Origin of the sequence: Ligilactobacillus sp. RTP31139st1_D10_RTP31139_211217 (genome assembly GCF_040226755.1) — a bacterium.
GTDB lineage: Bacteria > Bacillota > Bacilli > Lactobacillales > Lactobacillaceae > Ligilactobacillus > Ligilactobacillus animalis.
On sequence record NZ_JBCOAR010000013.1, the window covers coordinates 20,710 to 36,873 of the forward strand.

Below are 16,164 nucleotides of genomic sequence, written 5' to 3' on the forward strand. Positions count from 1 at the left end.
AAGAAATTCAGCATGAAGTTAAAGTCGTTGACTCTAAACGGATTTAAATCCTTTGCTGACAAGACCAAGATCGAATTTCAAGGTGGTATGACTGGGATCGTTGGGCCCAATGGGAGTGGTAAAAGTAACATCATCGAAGCTTTACGTTGGGCTTTAGGGGAGCAATCCGCTAAGAGCTTACGCGGGGGAAAAATGCCAGATGTTATTTTTGCTGGTTCTCAAACAAGGGCTCCGCTAAATCATGCCGAAGTTGAATTAGAATTTGATAACTCAGACCATTTTTTAGATCTAAATGCCGATCAAGTTGTGATCTCGCGTAAGATCTACCGAAATGGCGACAGTGATTTTTTGATCAATAATGCTAAAGTCCGTTTGCGTGACATTGTAGAATTGTTCATGGATACTGGCTTGGGTCGGGAATCATTTTCGATCATCTCACAGGGGAAAGTTGAAGCGATCTTTAACAGTAAACCCCAAGATCGGCGTGTCTTGATCGAAGAAGTCGCCGGTGTGGTCAAGTACAAAAAAGAAAAGCAAAAAGCGCAACAAGAGCTAGCTGAAACTACAGATCACCTAGATCGGGTAGCAGATATTATTACTGAATTACGGCAACAAAGAGAACCACTAAAAGAACAAGCAAGTATTGCTAAGGACTATGTGGCTCAAAAAGAAGAGTTTGATCATTATGAAAAAAGTCGGCTAGTCTTAGAGATCGAGCAACGTGCCAAAACTAAAGCACAGATCGAAACAAAACTTTCTGAGATCGAAAAATTGCTAGCGACTCACACGAAGCACGCTGAGCTCCAAGAGCAAAAATCGCAACAATTAGCCGATAAGCAAGCAAAATTAGAAGCAAAATTAGATGAAGATCAAAGAGAATTCAACCTTTTGACGGGACAACGTGAGAAGCTGATCGGACGTCAAGATATCTCAAAGCATGATGATGATCTCTTTAAAGAACGCCTCGCTGAGTTCAATGAAAATATCAAGCGCGATGAAAGTTTGGTTGCGCAATTACAAGCACAAGTTGATGATCTGACAACACAGCAAGCCAAAGCAGCTTTCTTACAAGATAAGTATACTAAGCAGATCCAGGATATCCAGGCGGCATTAGTCGATGATCCTGAGACTTTGGCTGATCAGATCGAAAAGCTACGGCAAGACCTGATCGATCTGATGCAGGCACAAGTTTCGGCTAAAAATGAATTAGCCTACTTAGAACAGGAAAACAAACGCAATTCAGATCAAAAGCAAGCTGACAAAAAGCGGATCACAAGTGCTAAAGAACAGTTGGCCACGCTCAAAGAAAAACAGGCAAAGGCAAGTAAACAAGCGGCTGAAGCTAAAGCGGCTCATGCTAAACTTCAAGCAACAGTGAACGAACTTCAAACGCAACAAACGACCGCTCAGCGTTTGCGCGAAGACCAACAAAGACGCTGGCTCAAGGCAAGTGAGATCTTGCAAAAGGCGCGTGCGCAGCATGAATCACTGCAAAATATTGCAGCTAATTATGCCGGCTATTATCACGGGGTCAAAGCGATCTTACAAGCAGATCTGACTGGTGTAGTAGGTTCGGTAGCTCAACGGCTTAAGGTCCCAGCTAAAGTAGCTAAAGCAATCGATGTGGCATTAGGTGCACAATTACAAAATGTGATCGTGACCGATGATAAAAGTGCAAAAGCGGCGATCAATTATCTGACGAAGCAAAAAGCTGGGCGGGCGACATTCTTGCCCCGTACGACTGTCAAACCACGCTTTTTAGCCCAAGGTCACTTACAGACGGTCAAGCAACAAGCAGGTGTTGTCGGGCTGGCCAAAGATCTGGTCCAGTACGATCCTTTGGATAAACCTGTTGTCGAACATTTATTAGGAGCGATCGTGATCGCCCAAGACCTAGATGCAGCTACTAAGCTTGCTGTAAAGCTCAATTATAGTGTCAAGATCGTAACTTTAGCGGGTGAAGTTATCAATGCTGGCGGCTCGATGACTGGGGGACAAGATAGAAAGCAACGAACTGGTCTGTTAGAACAACAGCAACAAGTTGAAAAACTGGCAGCTGATATTACTGTGATGGAACAAAAACTATCGCAGATCGAATTTGAAGGTGGCCAGACTAAAGAAAAAGTTGAACAACTAGTCCAAGAGCTAGAAGAAATGAAGCCAAGTGAACAACAGGCATTAGAAGAACAACAACAAGCACTCAAGGCTTTGGAACGCTGTGAGCTTGAAGTCGAACATCAAGCTAAGCAAGTTGAACAGTTAGAAGTAATAGCTAGCATGAGTGAGGCTGATCAAAGTCAGTATGAAAGTAAACGTCAAGCTTTGGTCGAGAAACAGGCAACGTTGGCAAAAGATATTGAAGCCAAGCAAAATGAGATAAAATTGCGAGTCGCTTTACAAAAAGATACCAGTGCGACACAAGCAAAACAGCAAGAGACTTTAAATGAACTCAAGCAAAAAGAAGCGATCGCCAAAGAAAGAGCGCAGTTGCTACAAGTTCAAGTCAAAGAAAGCCAAGTGCAATTAGACCAAACACATGCCCGGATCACTAAAGCACAAGCTAAGATCACTGAGATCAAAGAAAATCAAAAACAAAATCAGGTGCGCGACACCGATATCGAAGCTAAACGCCAAGATGTCGAACAGCGTTATGAAGAGCTTGAGCAAGCGATCGCAGATCAAAAACAAAAACGTCAAGATCTAGCGGTACGCCTTAAAAATGCCCAACAAGAATTGAAACGGGCAAATGAATTGCGTCAGGCTAGCCTGGATGAAAAGAGCGAGATCAAGGCACAACTGGGGAGTTGCAAAGCAGATCTAGCACGTGATCTAGATGAATTAGCTCAAAACTATGGCTTGAGTTATGAAATGGCTAAACAAGAAAACCAAGCAACAGATCTAGAATTTGTCAAAAATAAAGTCCATCTTTTGAAATTAGGGATCGAAGAGCTAGGTGAAGTCAATTTAGGGGCGATCAATGAATTTGAACGGATCAATACGCGTTATGAATTCTTGACGCAACAACAAGCCGATCTGTTAGAGGCAAAAGCGCAATTAGTCCAAAGTATGGATGAAATGGATACTGAAGCCAAAAGTCGTTTTAAACAAGCTTTTGATGAAGTTGCAGCTGCCTTTTCTGAGATCTTTCCGCAGGTCTTTGAAGGAGGAAAGGCGCTACTTAGTTTGACTGATCCAGCCGATCTCTTGACCACTGGTGTCGAGATCATGGTTCAGCCACCAGGTAAGAAATTCCAGCATTTAAATCTACTTTCAGGTGGGGAACGGGCTTTGACTGCGATCGTATTATTGTTTGCGATCTTAAAGGTCCGCCCAGTACCTTTTGTAGTTTTGGATGAGGCTGAAGCTGCTTTGGATGATGCTAATGTTATCCGTTATTCACGCTATCTCCAACGGTTCAATGCCCAGACGCAATTTATCGTGATCACCCACCGTAAAGGGACGATGATGAACGCCGATGTCTTATATGGGGTCACGATGCAAGAATCTGGGGTCTCAAAGATGGTCTCGGTATCGTTGGATGAATTAGCATAGTGTTTTGGAAAATACAAATGAATTTGATAAAATAAAACAAAATAAGAAATGAGGGATGGGCATGGGCCTTTTTGATCGATTAAGACGAGCCTTTTCGGGTGAACCTGAAGAAGAGCCAAAAAAAGAAGACGAAATTGTTTCGACCTCAGAAGAAGAAAGCTCAGAACCTGAGGAAACTGCGACTGATGAAACGACAACTGTTACACCAGAAGAAGATCAGTCTGAAGTAACAGAAGCAAAAACTGATGAAGCAAAAGCGACTGAACCAGTCGATAAGGAAACTGAAGTGACTGAAGAAGTGGTCGAAACACCAGAAGAAGTAGAAGTCACAAAAGAAATTGAAGTAACATCAGAAAATGAAGAAGAAGTCGAAGAAGAGCTATTAGAACAACAAAGTGCTGAGTTAGAAGAAACTAAAGTGGCACCTAAGGAACCTGAAACAGAGACGACACCTTCTGAAACCGTGCGTTATGACAAAGGTTTGGCTAAGTCGCGTAAGGGATTTGGTGCTAAATTAAATGCTTTATTGGCTAATTTTAGACGAGTAGATGAGGATTTCTTTGAAGAACTCGAAGAAACTTTGATCGAAGCTGACGTTGGCTTTGAGACGGCGATGAAGATCAGTGATGAATTGCAAGATGAAGTAAAATTGCGTAATGCTAAAAGTCGCTCCGATGTCTCTGATGCGATCATCGAGCGTTTAGTCGACATCTATGAAAGTGAAGGCGTTGATGAAGACAATAGTTTACATTTTGCTAAGGACCCAGATGAACCGACCGTGTTCTTATTTGTTGGGGTCAATGGTGTAGGTAAAACGACAACGATCGGTAAATTAGCTCACCGTTACCAACAAGCTGGTAAAAAAGTGTTGTTAGCCGCGGGTGATACTTTCCGAGCAGGTGCGATCGAGCAGCTAGCTGAATGGGGCCGACGTGTTGGAGTCGATGTAGTTACTAAGCCAGAAAAAAGCGATCCAGCAGCTGTTGTTTACGATGCTGTGATCAAGGCTAAAAAAGAAAACTATGATATCTTATTGGTCGATACAGCTGGACGTTTGCAAAATAAAGTCAACTTGATGAACGAGTTGGATAAGATCAAGCGTGTCATTACGCGTGAATTGCCCGAAGCACCGCAAGAAGTATTATTGGCTTTAGATGCTACAACAGGTCAAAATGCCTTGACGCAAGCTAAACAATTTAAAGAAGTTACCGACGTTACCGGGATCGTCTTGACTAAGTTAGATGGGACTGCACGTGGGGGGATCGTGTTAGCGATCAGAAATGAACTTCATTTACCAGTGAAATTAGTTGGTCTAGGCGAAAAAATGGACGATCTCCGCGACTTTTCACCTGAAGAATTTGTCTATGGCTTATTCAAAGGCCTAGTTACACCTAAGAAAGATTAAGGTAAGAAAATGGCAATTGAAAAAACCAATCGGATAAATGCTTTGTTTGAATTCTATGAGCCTTTGCTGACTAAAAAGCAGATGAATTACATTGCTTTATATTACCGGGACGATTTTTCGTTAGGTGAGATCGCCGAAAACTATGAAGTTTCACGGCAAGCAGTCTATGATAACATCAAGCGGACCGAAAAAATTTTAGAAGAATATGAGCAGAAACTGCATCTGTATCGTGATTTTTTACAACAAAGCGAAAAAACGGATGAACTTTTAGCTTATGTGACTGAAAAATATCCGACCGATGAGAAATTATTAGCATTGGTCGAAAAATTAGAAATTTTAGAAGAAAAATGAAAGTTGGTGCACTAAATGGCATTTGAAGGATTAACAGAACGTCTCCAAAATGCGATCGGAAAATTACGGCGTAAGGGTAAGGTCAGCGAATCCGACGTCAAAGAGGTAATGCGCGAGATCCGTTTAGCCTTGTTGGAATCTGACGTTAACTTTAAAGTAGTCAAAGACTTTGTGAAGACCGTGCGTACTCGAGCTGTAGGTGCTGAGGTGCTAGAAAGCTTGACGCCAGCACAACAGATCGTCAAGATCGTTAATGAAGAATTAGTCAAGGTGATGGGGGAAGAAGCCACACCATTGAATAAGTCACCTAAGATCCCGACAGTCATTATGATGGTCGGGCTACAAGGTGCCGGTAAAACAACAACAGCAGGGAAATTGGCTAAGCGCCTAAAAGACGAACAAAATGCACGTCCATTGATGATCGCGGCTGACGTTTATCGCCCAGCTGCGGTCGACCAATTGAAGACGATTGGGCGTGAATTAGATGTCCCAGTCTTTGAAATGGGAACCGATGTCGATCCCGTTCAGATCGTTAAGCAAGGGATGGAACTAGCCAAGGAAAAGAAAAATGACTATGTGATCATCGATACGGCTGGTCGTTTACAGATCGATGAACGATTGATGGATGAGTTAGTCAATATCAAAGAATTGGCCCAACCAAATGAGATCTTGCTGACAGTTGATGCGATGACCGGGCAAAATGCCGTGGAAGTCGCCCAAGGTTTTAACGATCAATTGGATGTAACGGGGGTCGTCTTAACGAAATTAGATGGCGATACTCGTGGTGGGGCTGCGCTTTCGATCCGTGCGGTGACAGGTAAACCGATCAAATTTATCGGGCAAGGTGAAAAAATGACGGCCTTAGACGTCTTTTACCCTGATCGAATGGCATCACGTATCTTAGGGATGGGTGATATGCTCACATTGATCGAAAAAGCTCAAAAGGACTTTGATGAGAAAAAAGCCGAAGAACTCGCCGATAAAATGCGGGAAAACAGCTTTGATTTCAATGACTTTTTAGATCAATTAGAACAAGTTCAAAATATGGGACCGATCGAAGATATCATGAAGATGATCCCAGGGATGGCCAATAATCCAGCCCTAAAAAATATTAAGGTCGATCCTAAAGATATGGAGCATACCAAGGCGGTCGTTTACTCAATGACACCACAAGAACGGGAAGATCCAGATCTTTTGAATCCAAGTCGCAGACGCCGGATCGCAGCTGGTTCAGGACGTCCGATCCAAGAAGTGAACCGAATGATCAAGCAATTTAAACAAATGCGTGATATGATGCAAAAGATGTCTAAGGGGAATTTCAGTGGGATGGAAGGTCTCTTAGGTGATGGTATCAGTGGTAAATTAGCTAAGATGTCCATGAATCGCATGGTACGTAAAAATAAAAAACGTAAATTACAACGTTTGCGTAAGCGGCGCAAATAGGCGGTAAATCAAGGTTTTTCATTAAATTAGAAAAATTTTTTATAACTGTCAAGAATTTTCCCTTTACAGCAGACCAAATTACTGGTATATTATTTATCGTTGATAAGATATTAGGAGGTGTAATGCATGTCAGTAAAAATTCGTTTAAAGCGTATGGGTTCTAAGAAGCGCCCATTCTATCGTATCGTTGTAGCAGATTCACGTTCTCCACGTGATGGCCGTTTCATCGAAACAGTGGGTACATACAACCCATTGACACAACCAGAACAAGTTACACTTAAAGAAGAAGCTATCATGGGCTGGTTGAATAACGGTGCTCAACCATCAGATACAGTTCGTAACATCCTTTCAAAAGAAGGCGTTATGAAGAAATTCCACGAAGCTAAGTACTCCAAGAAATAAGGTTAGGTAAATGACAGAAGCAGATGTGAAACAATTGATCTTATCGATTGTCAAACCATTGGTGTCTGAACCTGAGGCGATTGCGATTACAACTGCCCAGGATGCACATTTTCTGAATTTTAACTTATCTGTAGCGCCTGAAGATGTCGGGCGTGTGATTGGAAAACATGGTCGGGTAGCTCAAGCGATCCGGACTATCGTTTATAGCATTCGTATTGACGGACCTTTGCGTGTTCGTTTAAATATTGTAGATGATTAATCAAACCTCTGTCTGAAACCTAGTTTCTTCAGAGGTTTTTTTAATAGCAAATACGAGGAGGGTTTTAAATGGAATTTTATCAAGTTGGAAAAATCGTTAATACTCACGGGATCTGTGGGGAAGTCAAGGTGATCGCAACGACTGATTTTCCAGAAGAGCGTTTTAAGCCAGGTAATAAATTATATGCTTTTAAGCAAAATGCAAGCACGGGAACGGAATTGACGATCCAAAAGAGTCGCCGCCATAAGCAATTTATCATGTTAGCGTTTGAAGGCTACGATAACATCAATTTAGTTGAAAAATTCAAGGGTGATGATCTAAAGGTTTCGGCTGATCAACAAGAAGAACTTGAAGATGGTTCATATTACTATCATCAGATCATCGGTTTAGATGTTGTAGATGAAAATGGCAACTCACTTGGGGAGATCAAGGAGATCTTATCGCCTGGTGCTAATGATGTCTGGGTCGTCAAACGTAAACAAAAAAATGATCTCTTACTGCCAGTGATCGATGAGGTGATCAAAGATGTCGATCTAGCTGCTGGTAAAGTACATGTTGAACTCTTAGAGGGATTGGATGACTAGATGAAGATAGATATTTTAAGTTTATTTCCCGAAATGTTCAAGGGACCATTGACGCAATCGATCGTGGGCAAAGCGATCGAAAAGCAACTCCTTGATGTCGAAGTGACCGATTTTCGTGACTATACGACTAATAAGCAACGTCATGTTGATGATACACCTTATGGAGGTGGCGCTGGCATGTTGTTACAAGCTCAACCAATCTATGATGCTTTAGATGCGATCGCTGCTAAAAATGATGGCTTAGGCAAAGTCATCTTATTAGATCCAGCTGGACGTAAATTTGATCAAAAAGTTGCCGAAGAATTATCGCAAGAAAAACATTTGACCTTTATTTGTGGCCATTATGAAGGCTATGATGAACGGATCAGAGAACGCGTGACAGATGAGATCTCATTAGGGGATTTTGTCTTGACTGGTGGTGAATTAGGTGCGATGGTCGTGATCGATGCGACGGTACGTTTATTGCCTGATGTTTTGGGTAACCGTGAGTCGGCTTTAGGTGATTCATTTTCGATGGGCTTACTTGAATATCCACAATACACCCGTCCAGCCGATTTTAGAGGAATGAAAGTGCCTGAAGTACTAACAAGTGGTAACCACCAAAAGATCGCTGAATGGCGCAATAAGGAAGCTTTACGTCGGACTTATGAGCGCCGGCCTGACCTTCTAGAAAATTACGAGCTTTCTGCTCAAGAGGAAAAATGGCTACGGGAGTTTAAAACACTTGAGGTAAATGACGATGAGTGAAGTCGTGATCAGACCGGTCCAAAAAGCTGATGCTGAGGCTTTGCGCCAGATCTATGCTTATTATGTTGAAAAGACAGCAATCACGTTTGAATATAAAGTTCCAACTTTAACCGAATTTACTGAACGGATCGAAAAGACTACGGCGATGTATCCTTATTTAGTAGCGGTAAAAGATGATATCGTAGTTGGATTTGCTTATGCAGCTTCTTTCAATCACCGAGAAGCGTACAAATGGGCCGTTGAAGTCACAGTCTACTTGGACCATGCTAGTCGAGGTGGTGGCATTGGCAAAAAGCTCTATCAGGCGTTAGAAAAAGCTCTTAAACGACAAGGGATCCAAAATATCAACGCATGTATCAGTGTTCCTGCGACTGAGGAGCAAGAGCATGTTGATTATGCCAGCATGCATTTTCATGAGCATTTAGGGTATCGGCTGGTCGGCCGTTTCCATAGCTGTGGCTACAAATTTGATACTTGGTATGATATGGTTTGGATGGAAAAGTTTATCGGGACTCATCCAGTGCCAGCACCACCATTAGCTAAACCAAATTTTTAAAATTGATGTTTACATTCAATTTTGAGTATGTTAAGATATTTATTGGCTATTTGCCGACGATTAACGATATTCCGCTGTATCTGGACATGAATGTCGAGGAAAAGGAGAACATATATAATGTCAGTAAACCCATTGATCCAAAAGATTACGGAATCTCAATTACGTAATGATATTCCAGAATTCCGCGCTGGTGATACAGTGCGTGTTCACGCTCGTATCGTTGAAGGTAAGCGTGAACGTATCCAAATCTTCGAAGGCGTTGTTATCAAACGTCGTGGCGAAGGTATCTCAGAAACTTACACAGTTCGTAAAATCAGTAATGGTGTAGGTGTTGAACGTACATTCCCATTGCACACACCACGTGTTGACAAGATCGAAGTTGTACGTTACGGTCGTGTACGCCGTGCTAAGTTGTACTACTTACGTGCATTACAAGGTAAGGCTGCTCGTATCCCAGAACGCCGCCGTTAATAAAAACGTCGAAACCCTTGAGTTTTCAAGGGTTTTTTTATTTGCAAAAAATTAGATGAGGCTAATTTGATCTAAAAAAATACCCTTTGGGGGGACAAATGGGAGAAAACTTTTTTAAAGCTCGTCCAATTTTGAATTCAATTGTTTCTTAGCCTGTTCTGTGACATGAAGATAAATCGTCTGTGTTATTTTGCTTGATTCATGACCAACACGATTCTAGATCACATATAGTGGCACACCTAGCTCTGCGAGTTTGGAAATATGCGTATGCCTAAAAATATGCGATGATACTAGGTTGCGCATTCCGGCAGCGGTTTTAGTTTGATCCGATTTGTATTGATTTGAAATGGCTATATTTTTATATTCTAGCGTTTCTGTGACACTGACGATAATTTTTCTCCCTTTTCTTGAATGTACGTTCTTTTATAGTTTTTTTAAAACTCATTGTAGTAACGGGTTAGGGGATTTTTCAGAAAGGGGCGCTGTGCCACGTAGGTCTCTTCTTGGGGTGAAGATTCTTTTATTGTAGTTACAAGAAATGGTAATATAGTTACAGCATACGAACCAGATCCAAGATACTTAAATAAACAAAAAGAAGGGAAGCGTCTATATTGATGAATTTTGAAAATATTAGTTTTAAATTAACTTCATACTTTATGGATGAAACAATACCGGCAATCGGTGTTGATTTTCTAGATATAACGGGAAAGACTCGTTTTGGTGAAATCGAACTTCCTGGTAATGGGGTATCTATAATTTATACGGATTCAACTAAAGAAGGAAAAATTAGTTATATCGAGATTGTAGACCCAGCTGATTTTTTAAATGATCCATTTTTAGATAATATTGAAGTCAATAACTACAACGTCAAGAATTTGATCATGGTGGCGTATCGTCGATTAAACATTGAACAATTGACTTAATTTTTAAGTACTCATGGTTAAGTGCTTTTTTAATATACTGGAGTGATAAATGTGAAATCAAATTCCTACGAAGGAAAATTTGAATAAAATACAATTCTTGAACACGGACTTCGCAAGAGGATATTATGTAGGTAGAGTTGTCACTATAGATAACGAGTGACAACAGCTAAAATATACTATAGCAGTATAGGTGTTCATTTAGTTCCATGGAAAGGTGATTCGATTCAAATGATTTTAAGTAATTTTGAAAGGACCGCTAGGGGAAAAGTCGTTTTAAAAAATGGTAAAGTATTTATCGGAAAAATTGTAGATTATACTACTAGTTATGATAACAATGATGATGGTGCATACTTGACAATTGTCCCCGAAGCTGGTCCGTTAAAAGGTGGCTATATTTGTTGCTATGAAGATGAAGTGTCACATGCAGAATATCTAGAGTAGTCTAAAATTATTCGAGGGTGACTGTTCCATCGGGAATGTTTACGTTAGATTGGAATAGAGGAAACTGTATAACCAAACGTAGGCAGACGACACAACTATATACTAGATATGATAATAGTTAAATCAAATAAATATTCTGTAGAATTAAATGTGATGAATAGGTGTAAAATGGAATGGAAAAGTACAAATAACTACTCTTGCAAGCGAGTTTAAAGTATAGAAAATTATAAAAATGGAGGAAAGTTGTATTAATGGACTTTGAGAACTTTAAGTTCAGTTTGACTGAATACGAATTAGATGAAACTGTTCCTGAAATTGACATTGACTTCCCTAACAGGATTGGCCCCACATACCGCGGGGGAATAGAACTGCCTAAGGGGATTCAGTCTGTTCTTTTTGCAGAGTGGACAGAATTTTCTGGTGGTGAAATTTGTTCTGTTCAAGTTGCTGATCCTGAAGCGTTTTTAAAAGCGCCAGAACTGGATGACTTTGAAGTTGACGGCTATAATGTTAAAGAATTGATTATGGTAGCGTATCGCCGCTTGAATATTGTACAATTATCTTAAATCTTATGCACTCGTGATTGAGTGCTTTTTTAATATGTTGGAGTGATAGACGTGAAATCAAATTCCTATGCTCGAGTAACGTGTAAAATCTTGAAATACCTAAATGAATTGTTATAAGAACGATTTAGATATTAACATCGACAGTCTGAACGCTAGCATGTTAGATGTTTCGAATCGCCAATTATACGAAACGATGAAAATGCTGTCCGAGTATGGTTACGTCAAAGGAATGGAGTTCATGGACGTTATTTCACTAGAAAATAGTGTACTTAACCATCCGAGAAATTGGCATATTACTAGTCAGGGATAAACAAGCAGGCTACAAACCGCAGCTTGAGCCACCTAATATTCAAGAAAATTTTGCAAAAGGCATTTGGAAAGATGAAATCAATAAGCATGCTCAAAAAAGACATCAAAACAAGGATATACCACATACGCCACAAGACGGAAAAAGTAGAACGCTTTTTAACAGCAACATTGATATCGAATTATTGTATAATGAGTTTAAAGGAAAAGGAGAGTTTGAAAAAAATGAAAACTCCGAGTATGACCCTCGTGAAAGGGTATATGTAGGTGAGTTGTTGCTATAGATAACAAAGGACGAAGGCTTACTGGTGTAAAAATACACTAAGCAGTACAGGTGTTCATTTAGTTCCATGGAAGGGTGATTCGGATGATTTTGAGTAATTTTGAAAGAGTTGCTAGGGGCAAAGTTATTTTAAAAAATGGTAGAGTTATTATTGGGAAAATTGTAGATTATACTACTAGTTATGATAATGATGACAATGGTGCGTATTTAACGATTGTCCCCGAAAAGGGACGTGATAAGGGAGATTATATTTGTTGCTACGAAGATAACGTAGCGCATGCAGAGTATCTGGAGTAGTTTAAAATTATTCAAGGTTATAGTTGCTGTTCTATCAGGATATGATATAGTGAAAGAAAATAAATATGCTGTAGAATTGAATGTAATGAACAGGGGCAAGATAGGATGGGAAGGCATAATTACTTAGAGTATCAATATAAGATAGATTATTACGTGTTGAAAGAAATATGGGGTGCTACTGGTCCACTTTTATATGGAGCAGGTGAACAACTTGCTGAATTTAGGCATAAAGTCGGAATGGAACATTATATAATGCTTGATGAACAGGAGAGAATGAATAATCCTGATGGGTGCTATTATTTCAATGATGTCGATGAATTAGTATTTCAAGGGTGTAGAGAAGAAGATAAGATTATGATGCGTACTAAGATCAAAGAGAACATGGTATCAAGAAATACGGTGCTTTAGAGGAAAGACTATAGTAAGTGTTAGTTCAATGGAAAAAATTTCAATTGACTTTAAGTAACTATTGATGTGCATTCACAACAATAGTTAGATATAGTGATTATTTCCTAAAACAAAGTGTAGAAAACCTCCAACCGATAGCTTTAAATGGGTCGTCGCTGAAAATAGGTTCGAAGAAATATTCACGTCCACAAAATTCTATGCCAGTCTCCCTTTGAAGCTGCATCAGTTCTGTAAATTGCTCGATTTTTGCTTGGCTTTCTGGTGTGGTCATGGAACGATCTCCTCAGTACTTTTGAGTAAAAAGATAGCAGATGCCTCAAACATCTGCTATCTTTTTACTCAAATTCGATCTCAAGGACACTTTCTTCCAACTGTTCTAAGAGTCCGTATTTTTCGATATAATCGAGCCAAGCTTGGCAATCATATTTGTCTTCAATCGCACTGCGTAATTTGGTGTAGATCCCAGTAAGAAAAGTATCGTACATTGCATCGGCGGCTCGTTGGACTTTGGCATCATTCCAGCGAGCCGATCTAGCGCGATTTTGATTTTTATTGGCTTGGTAGTCTAAAGCTCGTTCTTGAAATTTAGTTAAAGCCGAGCAGTGCTCATTTAAATAAGTCTCGAATTCTTGTTTATCCATAGCTAATACCTCTTTTGCGAATGCATGTTCTTTTTATGTATTGTAGCACATATGTTCGTTTACTGGACAAATAGATCCTGAATTTTTAAATTTATCTTTAAATTACTTAAAACGACAGCTTAAAGATTGCTTTTACAAAATAAAATAGTAAGATAAAGAGTGAGAAGTAGGGTTGGTTAGTAAAATATTGGTTAAAGGAGTTAGGCAGCATCTATGAAAAAAGACGTATGGCGTAATGATGAAGAATATATGAGCTATGTAGGTGAATTGCTAGAAAAGCCAGAAGTCCAACGGTTGGCTAATTATACGCAACACCATTTTTCAACGCGCTTAGAACATTGTATTGCTGTTTCCTATGAAAGCTATTTACTTGCTAAAAAATTCCACTTGGATGCAAAAGCTACAGCTCGTGCTGGCTTGTTGCATGATTTATTTTACTATGATTGGCGTGTGACTAAATTCGACCGTGGCACGCATGCGTGGATCCATCCGCGGATCGCTGTACGTAATGCTGAAAAGTTGACCGTACTAACTCCACGCGAAAAAGATATCATCATCAAACACATGTGGGGTGCAACGACTTGCCCTCCAAAGTATCCAGAAGGCTACATTGTGTCATTAGTTGATAAATATTCGGCGACTGAAGAATACAGTAAACATCTTTCTTTGAAAATAATTGGTTCATTAAAACAAGCTCTAGGCTTTGCGAAAGTAAGTGAATAGTGTAAAATAGTGTTAAGCACTATTGAAAGCACAGATAATAGGCCCGTATCACTCGATAGTGCGGGTCTATTTGTGTAATTTAGAAAGGGGTATGTGCCTTGAGTACACAATCAGTATTCAAAGTCTGTCCGAAGTTCCAAAAGACTTTTGGGATTTTAGGGAAAAAATGGAATGGTTTGATCATCGAAGTTTTATTGAACGAAGGGCCACAGCGTTTTAAAGAAATAGCACAAAAAGTTGAGAAATGCAGTGATCGCGTTTTAGTGGAACGTCTAAAAGAGTTGGAGAAGGAAGGGTTTGTAGAACGTGTGATGACTAGCAATAGTTCACGTGCGGTCTATCAATTGACCAACCGGGGCGCCGCTTTAAAAACGATCATGCAAGAGATACATATTTGGTCAGAAAAGTGGTATTCTGAAGAAGATTGCAAATAACTACTTGACTATTTATGCATGCGAGCTTAAACTGAATTGTAGAATATTTAAAGACGTAGACGGAAATTAGTAAGCTGATCGATCAAGACAGAAAAGAGCCGGGAGCTGAGAAGGCTTGCTTGATCTAAGGCCGAATTTCACTTCCTGAGTTGCTGTTGGGATTCCTTAGGATGAATAACAGATCGGTTCATGACCGTTTTATCATGAAAGAGTGCTGTTATTTGCTTAACAGAACAAGGGTGGTACCGCGAAGCCTCGTCCCTTTTTTAGGGATGGGGCTTTTTTACGTTGGAACAGCCGGATGAAAGGAAAGATTAGTGTGAATCTAAGAGAAAAACTTGAAGAGATCAAACAAAATGGCTTAGAAGAAATTAGGCGTGCTGAAGATACTAAACATATCAATGACGTCCGAGTAGAATTATTGGGTAAAAAGGGCTCAATTACTGAAGTTTTGCGGGGAATGCGTGATCTAAGCGCTGAAGAACGTCCTAAGGTCGGAAGCTTCGCTAACACGATCAGAGATGAATTGACCCAAGCGATCGCTGAAAAGCACGCTGAATTAGAGGAATTAAAGTTGGCTAAACGCTTAGAAAGTGAAACGATCGATGTTACTTTACCAGCGACTCCAGTTAAGACGGGGACACCCCATGTTTTAGTCCAAGTTATCGATGAGATCGAAAAACTCTTCTTAGGGATGGGCTTTCAAGTTGTCGATGGACCTGAGATCGAAGAAGATCATTACAACTTTGAAATGTTGAACTTGCCACAAGATCACCCTGCCCGTGATATGCAAGATACATTTTACATTACGAAACAATTATTGATGCGGACGCAAACATCACCTGTGCAAGCTCGGACGATGGAAGTTCATGACTTTAGCAAGGGACCATTGAAGATGATCTCGCCAGGTAAAGTTTACCGCCGTGATACAGACGATGCGACACACTCGCATCAGTTCCACCAAGTTGAAGGTCTAGTCATCGATAAAAATATTACGATGGGTGATCTAAAGGGTACGTTAGAGTTGATCGCTAAGACGGTCTTTGGCCAACAACGCGAGATCCGTTTGCGTCCAAGTTACTTCCCATTTACGGAACCCTCTGTTGAAGTTGATGTTTCCTGTTTCAAATGTGGTGGTAAGGGCTGTTCAGTTTGCAAGCAAACAGGTTGGATCGAAGTTTTAGGTGCTGGTATGGTCCATCCTAACGTTTTGAAGATGGCTGGTGTCGATCCAGAAGTTTATGGCGGTTTTGCCTTTGGTCTTGGACCTGATCGCTTTGCTATGCTCAAATACGGTGTCGATGATATTCGCGAATTTTATCTAAATGATGTTCGATTCTTACAACAATTCGCACAGAAAGGATAACTGATT

The 16,164-nt window shown here is 40.3% G+C and carries 22 protein-coding genes and 1 pseudogene; 20 read left to right on the forward strand and 3 right to left on the reverse strand.

Annotation, left to right across the window (positions count from 1 at the left end; translation table 11 throughout):
- The first annotated feature begins 12 nt into the window (after window positions 1-12).
- The 10 genes from smc to rplS all read left to right on the forward strand — a co-directional run bounded on the left by smc (window position 13) and on the right by rplS (window position 9,770).
- A complete protein-coding gene (smc, locus tag ABT996_RS08145) occupies window positions 13-3,552 on the forward strand; it encodes a chromosome segregation protein SMC (RefSeq protein WP_035447881.1) in 3,540 nt (1,179 codons plus the stop codon).
- A gap of 61 nt (window positions 3,553-3,613) precedes the next feature.
- Window positions 3,614-4,957 carry a signal recognition particle-docking protein FtsY gene (gene ftsY / locus ABT996_RS08150; RefSeq protein ID WP_035447882.1) on the forward strand — a complete coding sequence of 448 codons (1,344 nt, stop codon included), beginning with the start codon at window positions 3,614-3,616 and terminating at the stop codon, window positions 4,955-4,957.
- 9 nt (window positions 4,958-4,966) lie between these two features.
- Entirely contained in the window at window positions 4,967-5,308 is a 342-nt protein-coding gene (locus tag ABT996_RS08155; protein WP_010688897.1) for a putative DNA-binding protein, read from the forward strand.
- Between the two features lie 15 nt (window positions 5,309-5,323).
- Complete coding sequence (gene ffh, locus ABT996_RS08160) at window positions 5,324-6,751, forward strand: signal recognition particle protein (RefSeq protein WP_035447884.1); 1,428 nt, start codon at window positions 5,324-5,326, stop codon at window positions 6,749-6,751.
- Window positions 6,752-6,877: 126 nt separating this feature from the next.
- Window positions 6,878-7,153: a 30S ribosomal protein S16 gene (rpsP, locus tag ABT996_RS08165; RefSeq protein ID WP_004047418.1), complete on the forward strand. Its 276-nt coding sequence runs from the start codon at window positions 6,878-6,880 to the stop codon at window positions 7,151-7,153.
- Window positions 7,154-7,163: 10 nt separating this feature from the next.
- Window positions 7,164-7,412 carry a KH domain-containing protein gene (locus ABT996_RS08170; protein ID WP_004047420.1) on the forward strand — a complete coding sequence of 83 codons (249 nt, stop codon included), beginning with the start codon at window positions 7,164-7,166 and terminating at the stop codon, window positions 7,410-7,412.
- A 68-nt stretch (window positions 7,413-7,480) separates the two neighbouring features.
- Window positions 7,481-7,996 carry a ribosome maturation factor RimM gene (rimM, locus tag ABT996_RS08175; protein ID WP_010688900.1) on the forward strand — a complete coding sequence of 172 codons (516 nt, stop codon included), beginning with the start codon at window positions 7,481-7,483 and terminating at the stop codon, window positions 7,994-7,996.
- Window positions 7,997-8,743 (forward strand): tRNA (guanosine(37)-N1)-methyltransferase TrmD, encoded by a 747-nt coding sequence (gene trmD / locus ABT996_RS08180; RefSeq protein WP_010688901.1) that lies wholly within the window; start codon window positions 7,997-7,999, stop codon window positions 8,741-8,743.
- Window positions 8,736-9,299, forward strand: coding sequence for a GNAT family N-acetyltransferase (locus ABT996_RS08185; protein WP_035447886.1), 564 nt, complete (start codon window positions 8,736-8,738; stop codon window positions 9,297-9,299). Before trmD ends, ABT996_RS08185 begins: the two co-directional genes overlap by 8 nt.
- A gap of 117 nt (window positions 9,300-9,416) precedes the next feature.
- Entirely contained in the window at window positions 9,417-9,770 is a 354-nt protein-coding gene (gene rplS, locus ABT996_RS08190) for a 50S ribosomal protein L19 (protein ID WP_004047428.1), read from the forward strand.
- A gap of 114 nt (window positions 9,771-9,884) precedes the next feature.
- On the opposite strand, the pseudogene ABT996_RS08195 reads toward rplS, so the two are convergent.
- A pseudogene (locus ABT996_RS08195) lies at window positions 9,885-10,157 on the reverse strand (tyrosine-type recombinase/integrase); the annotation flags it as partial.
- A gap of 227 nt (window positions 10,158-10,384) precedes the next feature.
- Here ABT996_RS08195 and ABT996_RS08200 point away from each other — a divergent pair.
- From ABT996_RS08200 to ABT996_RS08230, 7 genes are all read left to right on the forward strand, one after another.
- Complete coding sequence (locus tag ABT996_RS08200) at window positions 10,385-10,693, forward strand: hypothetical protein (protein ID WP_010688903.1); 309 nt, start codon at window positions 10,385-10,387, stop codon at window positions 10,691-10,693.
- 156 nt (window positions 10,694-10,849) lie between these two features.
- The gene (locus ABT996_RS08205; RefSeq protein ID WP_225361389.1) at window positions 10,850-11,134 is read left to right on the forward strand and encodes a hypothetical protein; all 285 of its coding nucleotides are present in this window, start codon (window positions 10,850-10,852) and stop codon (window positions 11,132-11,134) included.
- A gap of 251 nt (window positions 11,135-11,385) precedes the next feature.
- A complete protein-coding gene (locus ABT996_RS08210; RefSeq protein ID WP_010688905.1) occupies window positions 11,386-11,700 on the forward strand; it encodes a hypothetical protein in 315 nt (104 codons plus the stop codon).
- Window positions 11,701-11,857: 157 nt separating this feature from the next.
- Window positions 11,858-12,010 (forward strand): YjcQ family protein, encoded by a 153-nt coding sequence (locus ABT996_RS08215; protein ID WP_237745248.1) that lies wholly within the window; start codon window positions 11,858-11,860, stop codon window positions 12,008-12,010.
- A complete protein-coding gene (locus ABT996_RS08220) occupies window positions 11,964-12,290 on the forward strand; it encodes a polymorphic toxin type 50 domain-containing protein (RefSeq protein WP_035447888.1) in 327 nt (108 codons plus the stop codon). Before ABT996_RS08215 ends, ABT996_RS08220 begins: the two co-directional genes overlap by 47 nt.
- An 83-nt stretch (window positions 12,291-12,373) precedes the next feature.
- A complete protein-coding gene (locus ABT996_RS08225; RefSeq protein ID WP_033193016.1) occupies window positions 12,374-12,586 on the forward strand; it encodes a hypothetical protein in 213 nt (70 codons plus the stop codon).
- Window positions 12,587-12,691: 105 nt separating this feature from the next.
- Window positions 12,692-12,994, forward strand: coding sequence for a hypothetical protein (locus tag ABT996_RS08230; RefSeq protein ID WP_010688915.1), 303 nt, complete (start codon window positions 12,692-12,694; stop codon window positions 12,992-12,994).
- Between the two features lie 97 nt (window positions 12,995-13,091).
- Here the strand turns inward: ABT996_RS08230 and ABT996_RS08235 are convergent, their stop codons facing one another.
- Both ABT996_RS08235 and ABT996_RS08240 read right to left on the reverse strand, forming a co-directional pair.
- A complete protein-coding gene (locus tag ABT996_RS08235; protein ID WP_010688916.1) occupies window positions 13,092-13,265 on the reverse strand; it encodes a hypothetical protein in 174 nt (57 codons plus the stop codon).
- 64 nt (window positions 13,266-13,329) lie between these two features.
- On the reverse strand, window positions 13,330-13,635 hold the full coding sequence (locus ABT996_RS08240; protein ID WP_066023858.1) for a hypothetical protein: 306 nt from the start codon (window positions 13,633-13,635) through the stop codon (window positions 13,330-13,332).
- Between the two features lie 213 nt (window positions 13,636-13,848).
- Here ABT996_RS08240 and ABT996_RS08245 point away from each other — a divergent pair, with 213 nt between their 5' ends.
- The 3 genes from ABT996_RS08245 (at window position 13,849) to pheS (ending at window position 16,158) form a co-directional block, all read left to right on the forward strand.
- Window positions 13,849-14,358, forward strand: a complete 510-nt coding sequence (locus tag ABT996_RS08245) for an HD domain-containing protein (protein WP_035447892.1) — start codon at window positions 13,849-13,851, stop codon at window positions 14,356-14,358.
- Window positions 14,359-14,456: 98 nt separating this feature from the next.
- Window positions 14,457-14,792: a winged helix-turn-helix transcriptional regulator gene (locus ABT996_RS08250; RefSeq protein ID WP_005920929.1), complete on the forward strand. Its 336-nt coding sequence runs from the start codon at window positions 14,457-14,459 to the stop codon at window positions 14,790-14,792.
- Window positions 14,793-15,111: 319 nt separating this feature from the next.
- Complete coding sequence (gene pheS, locus ABT996_RS08255; RefSeq protein WP_010688921.1) at window positions 15,112-16,158, forward strand: phenylalanine--tRNA ligase subunit alpha; 1,047 nt, start codon at window positions 15,112-15,114, stop codon at window positions 16,156-16,158.
- Window positions 16,159-16,164: the final 6 nt, after the last annotated feature.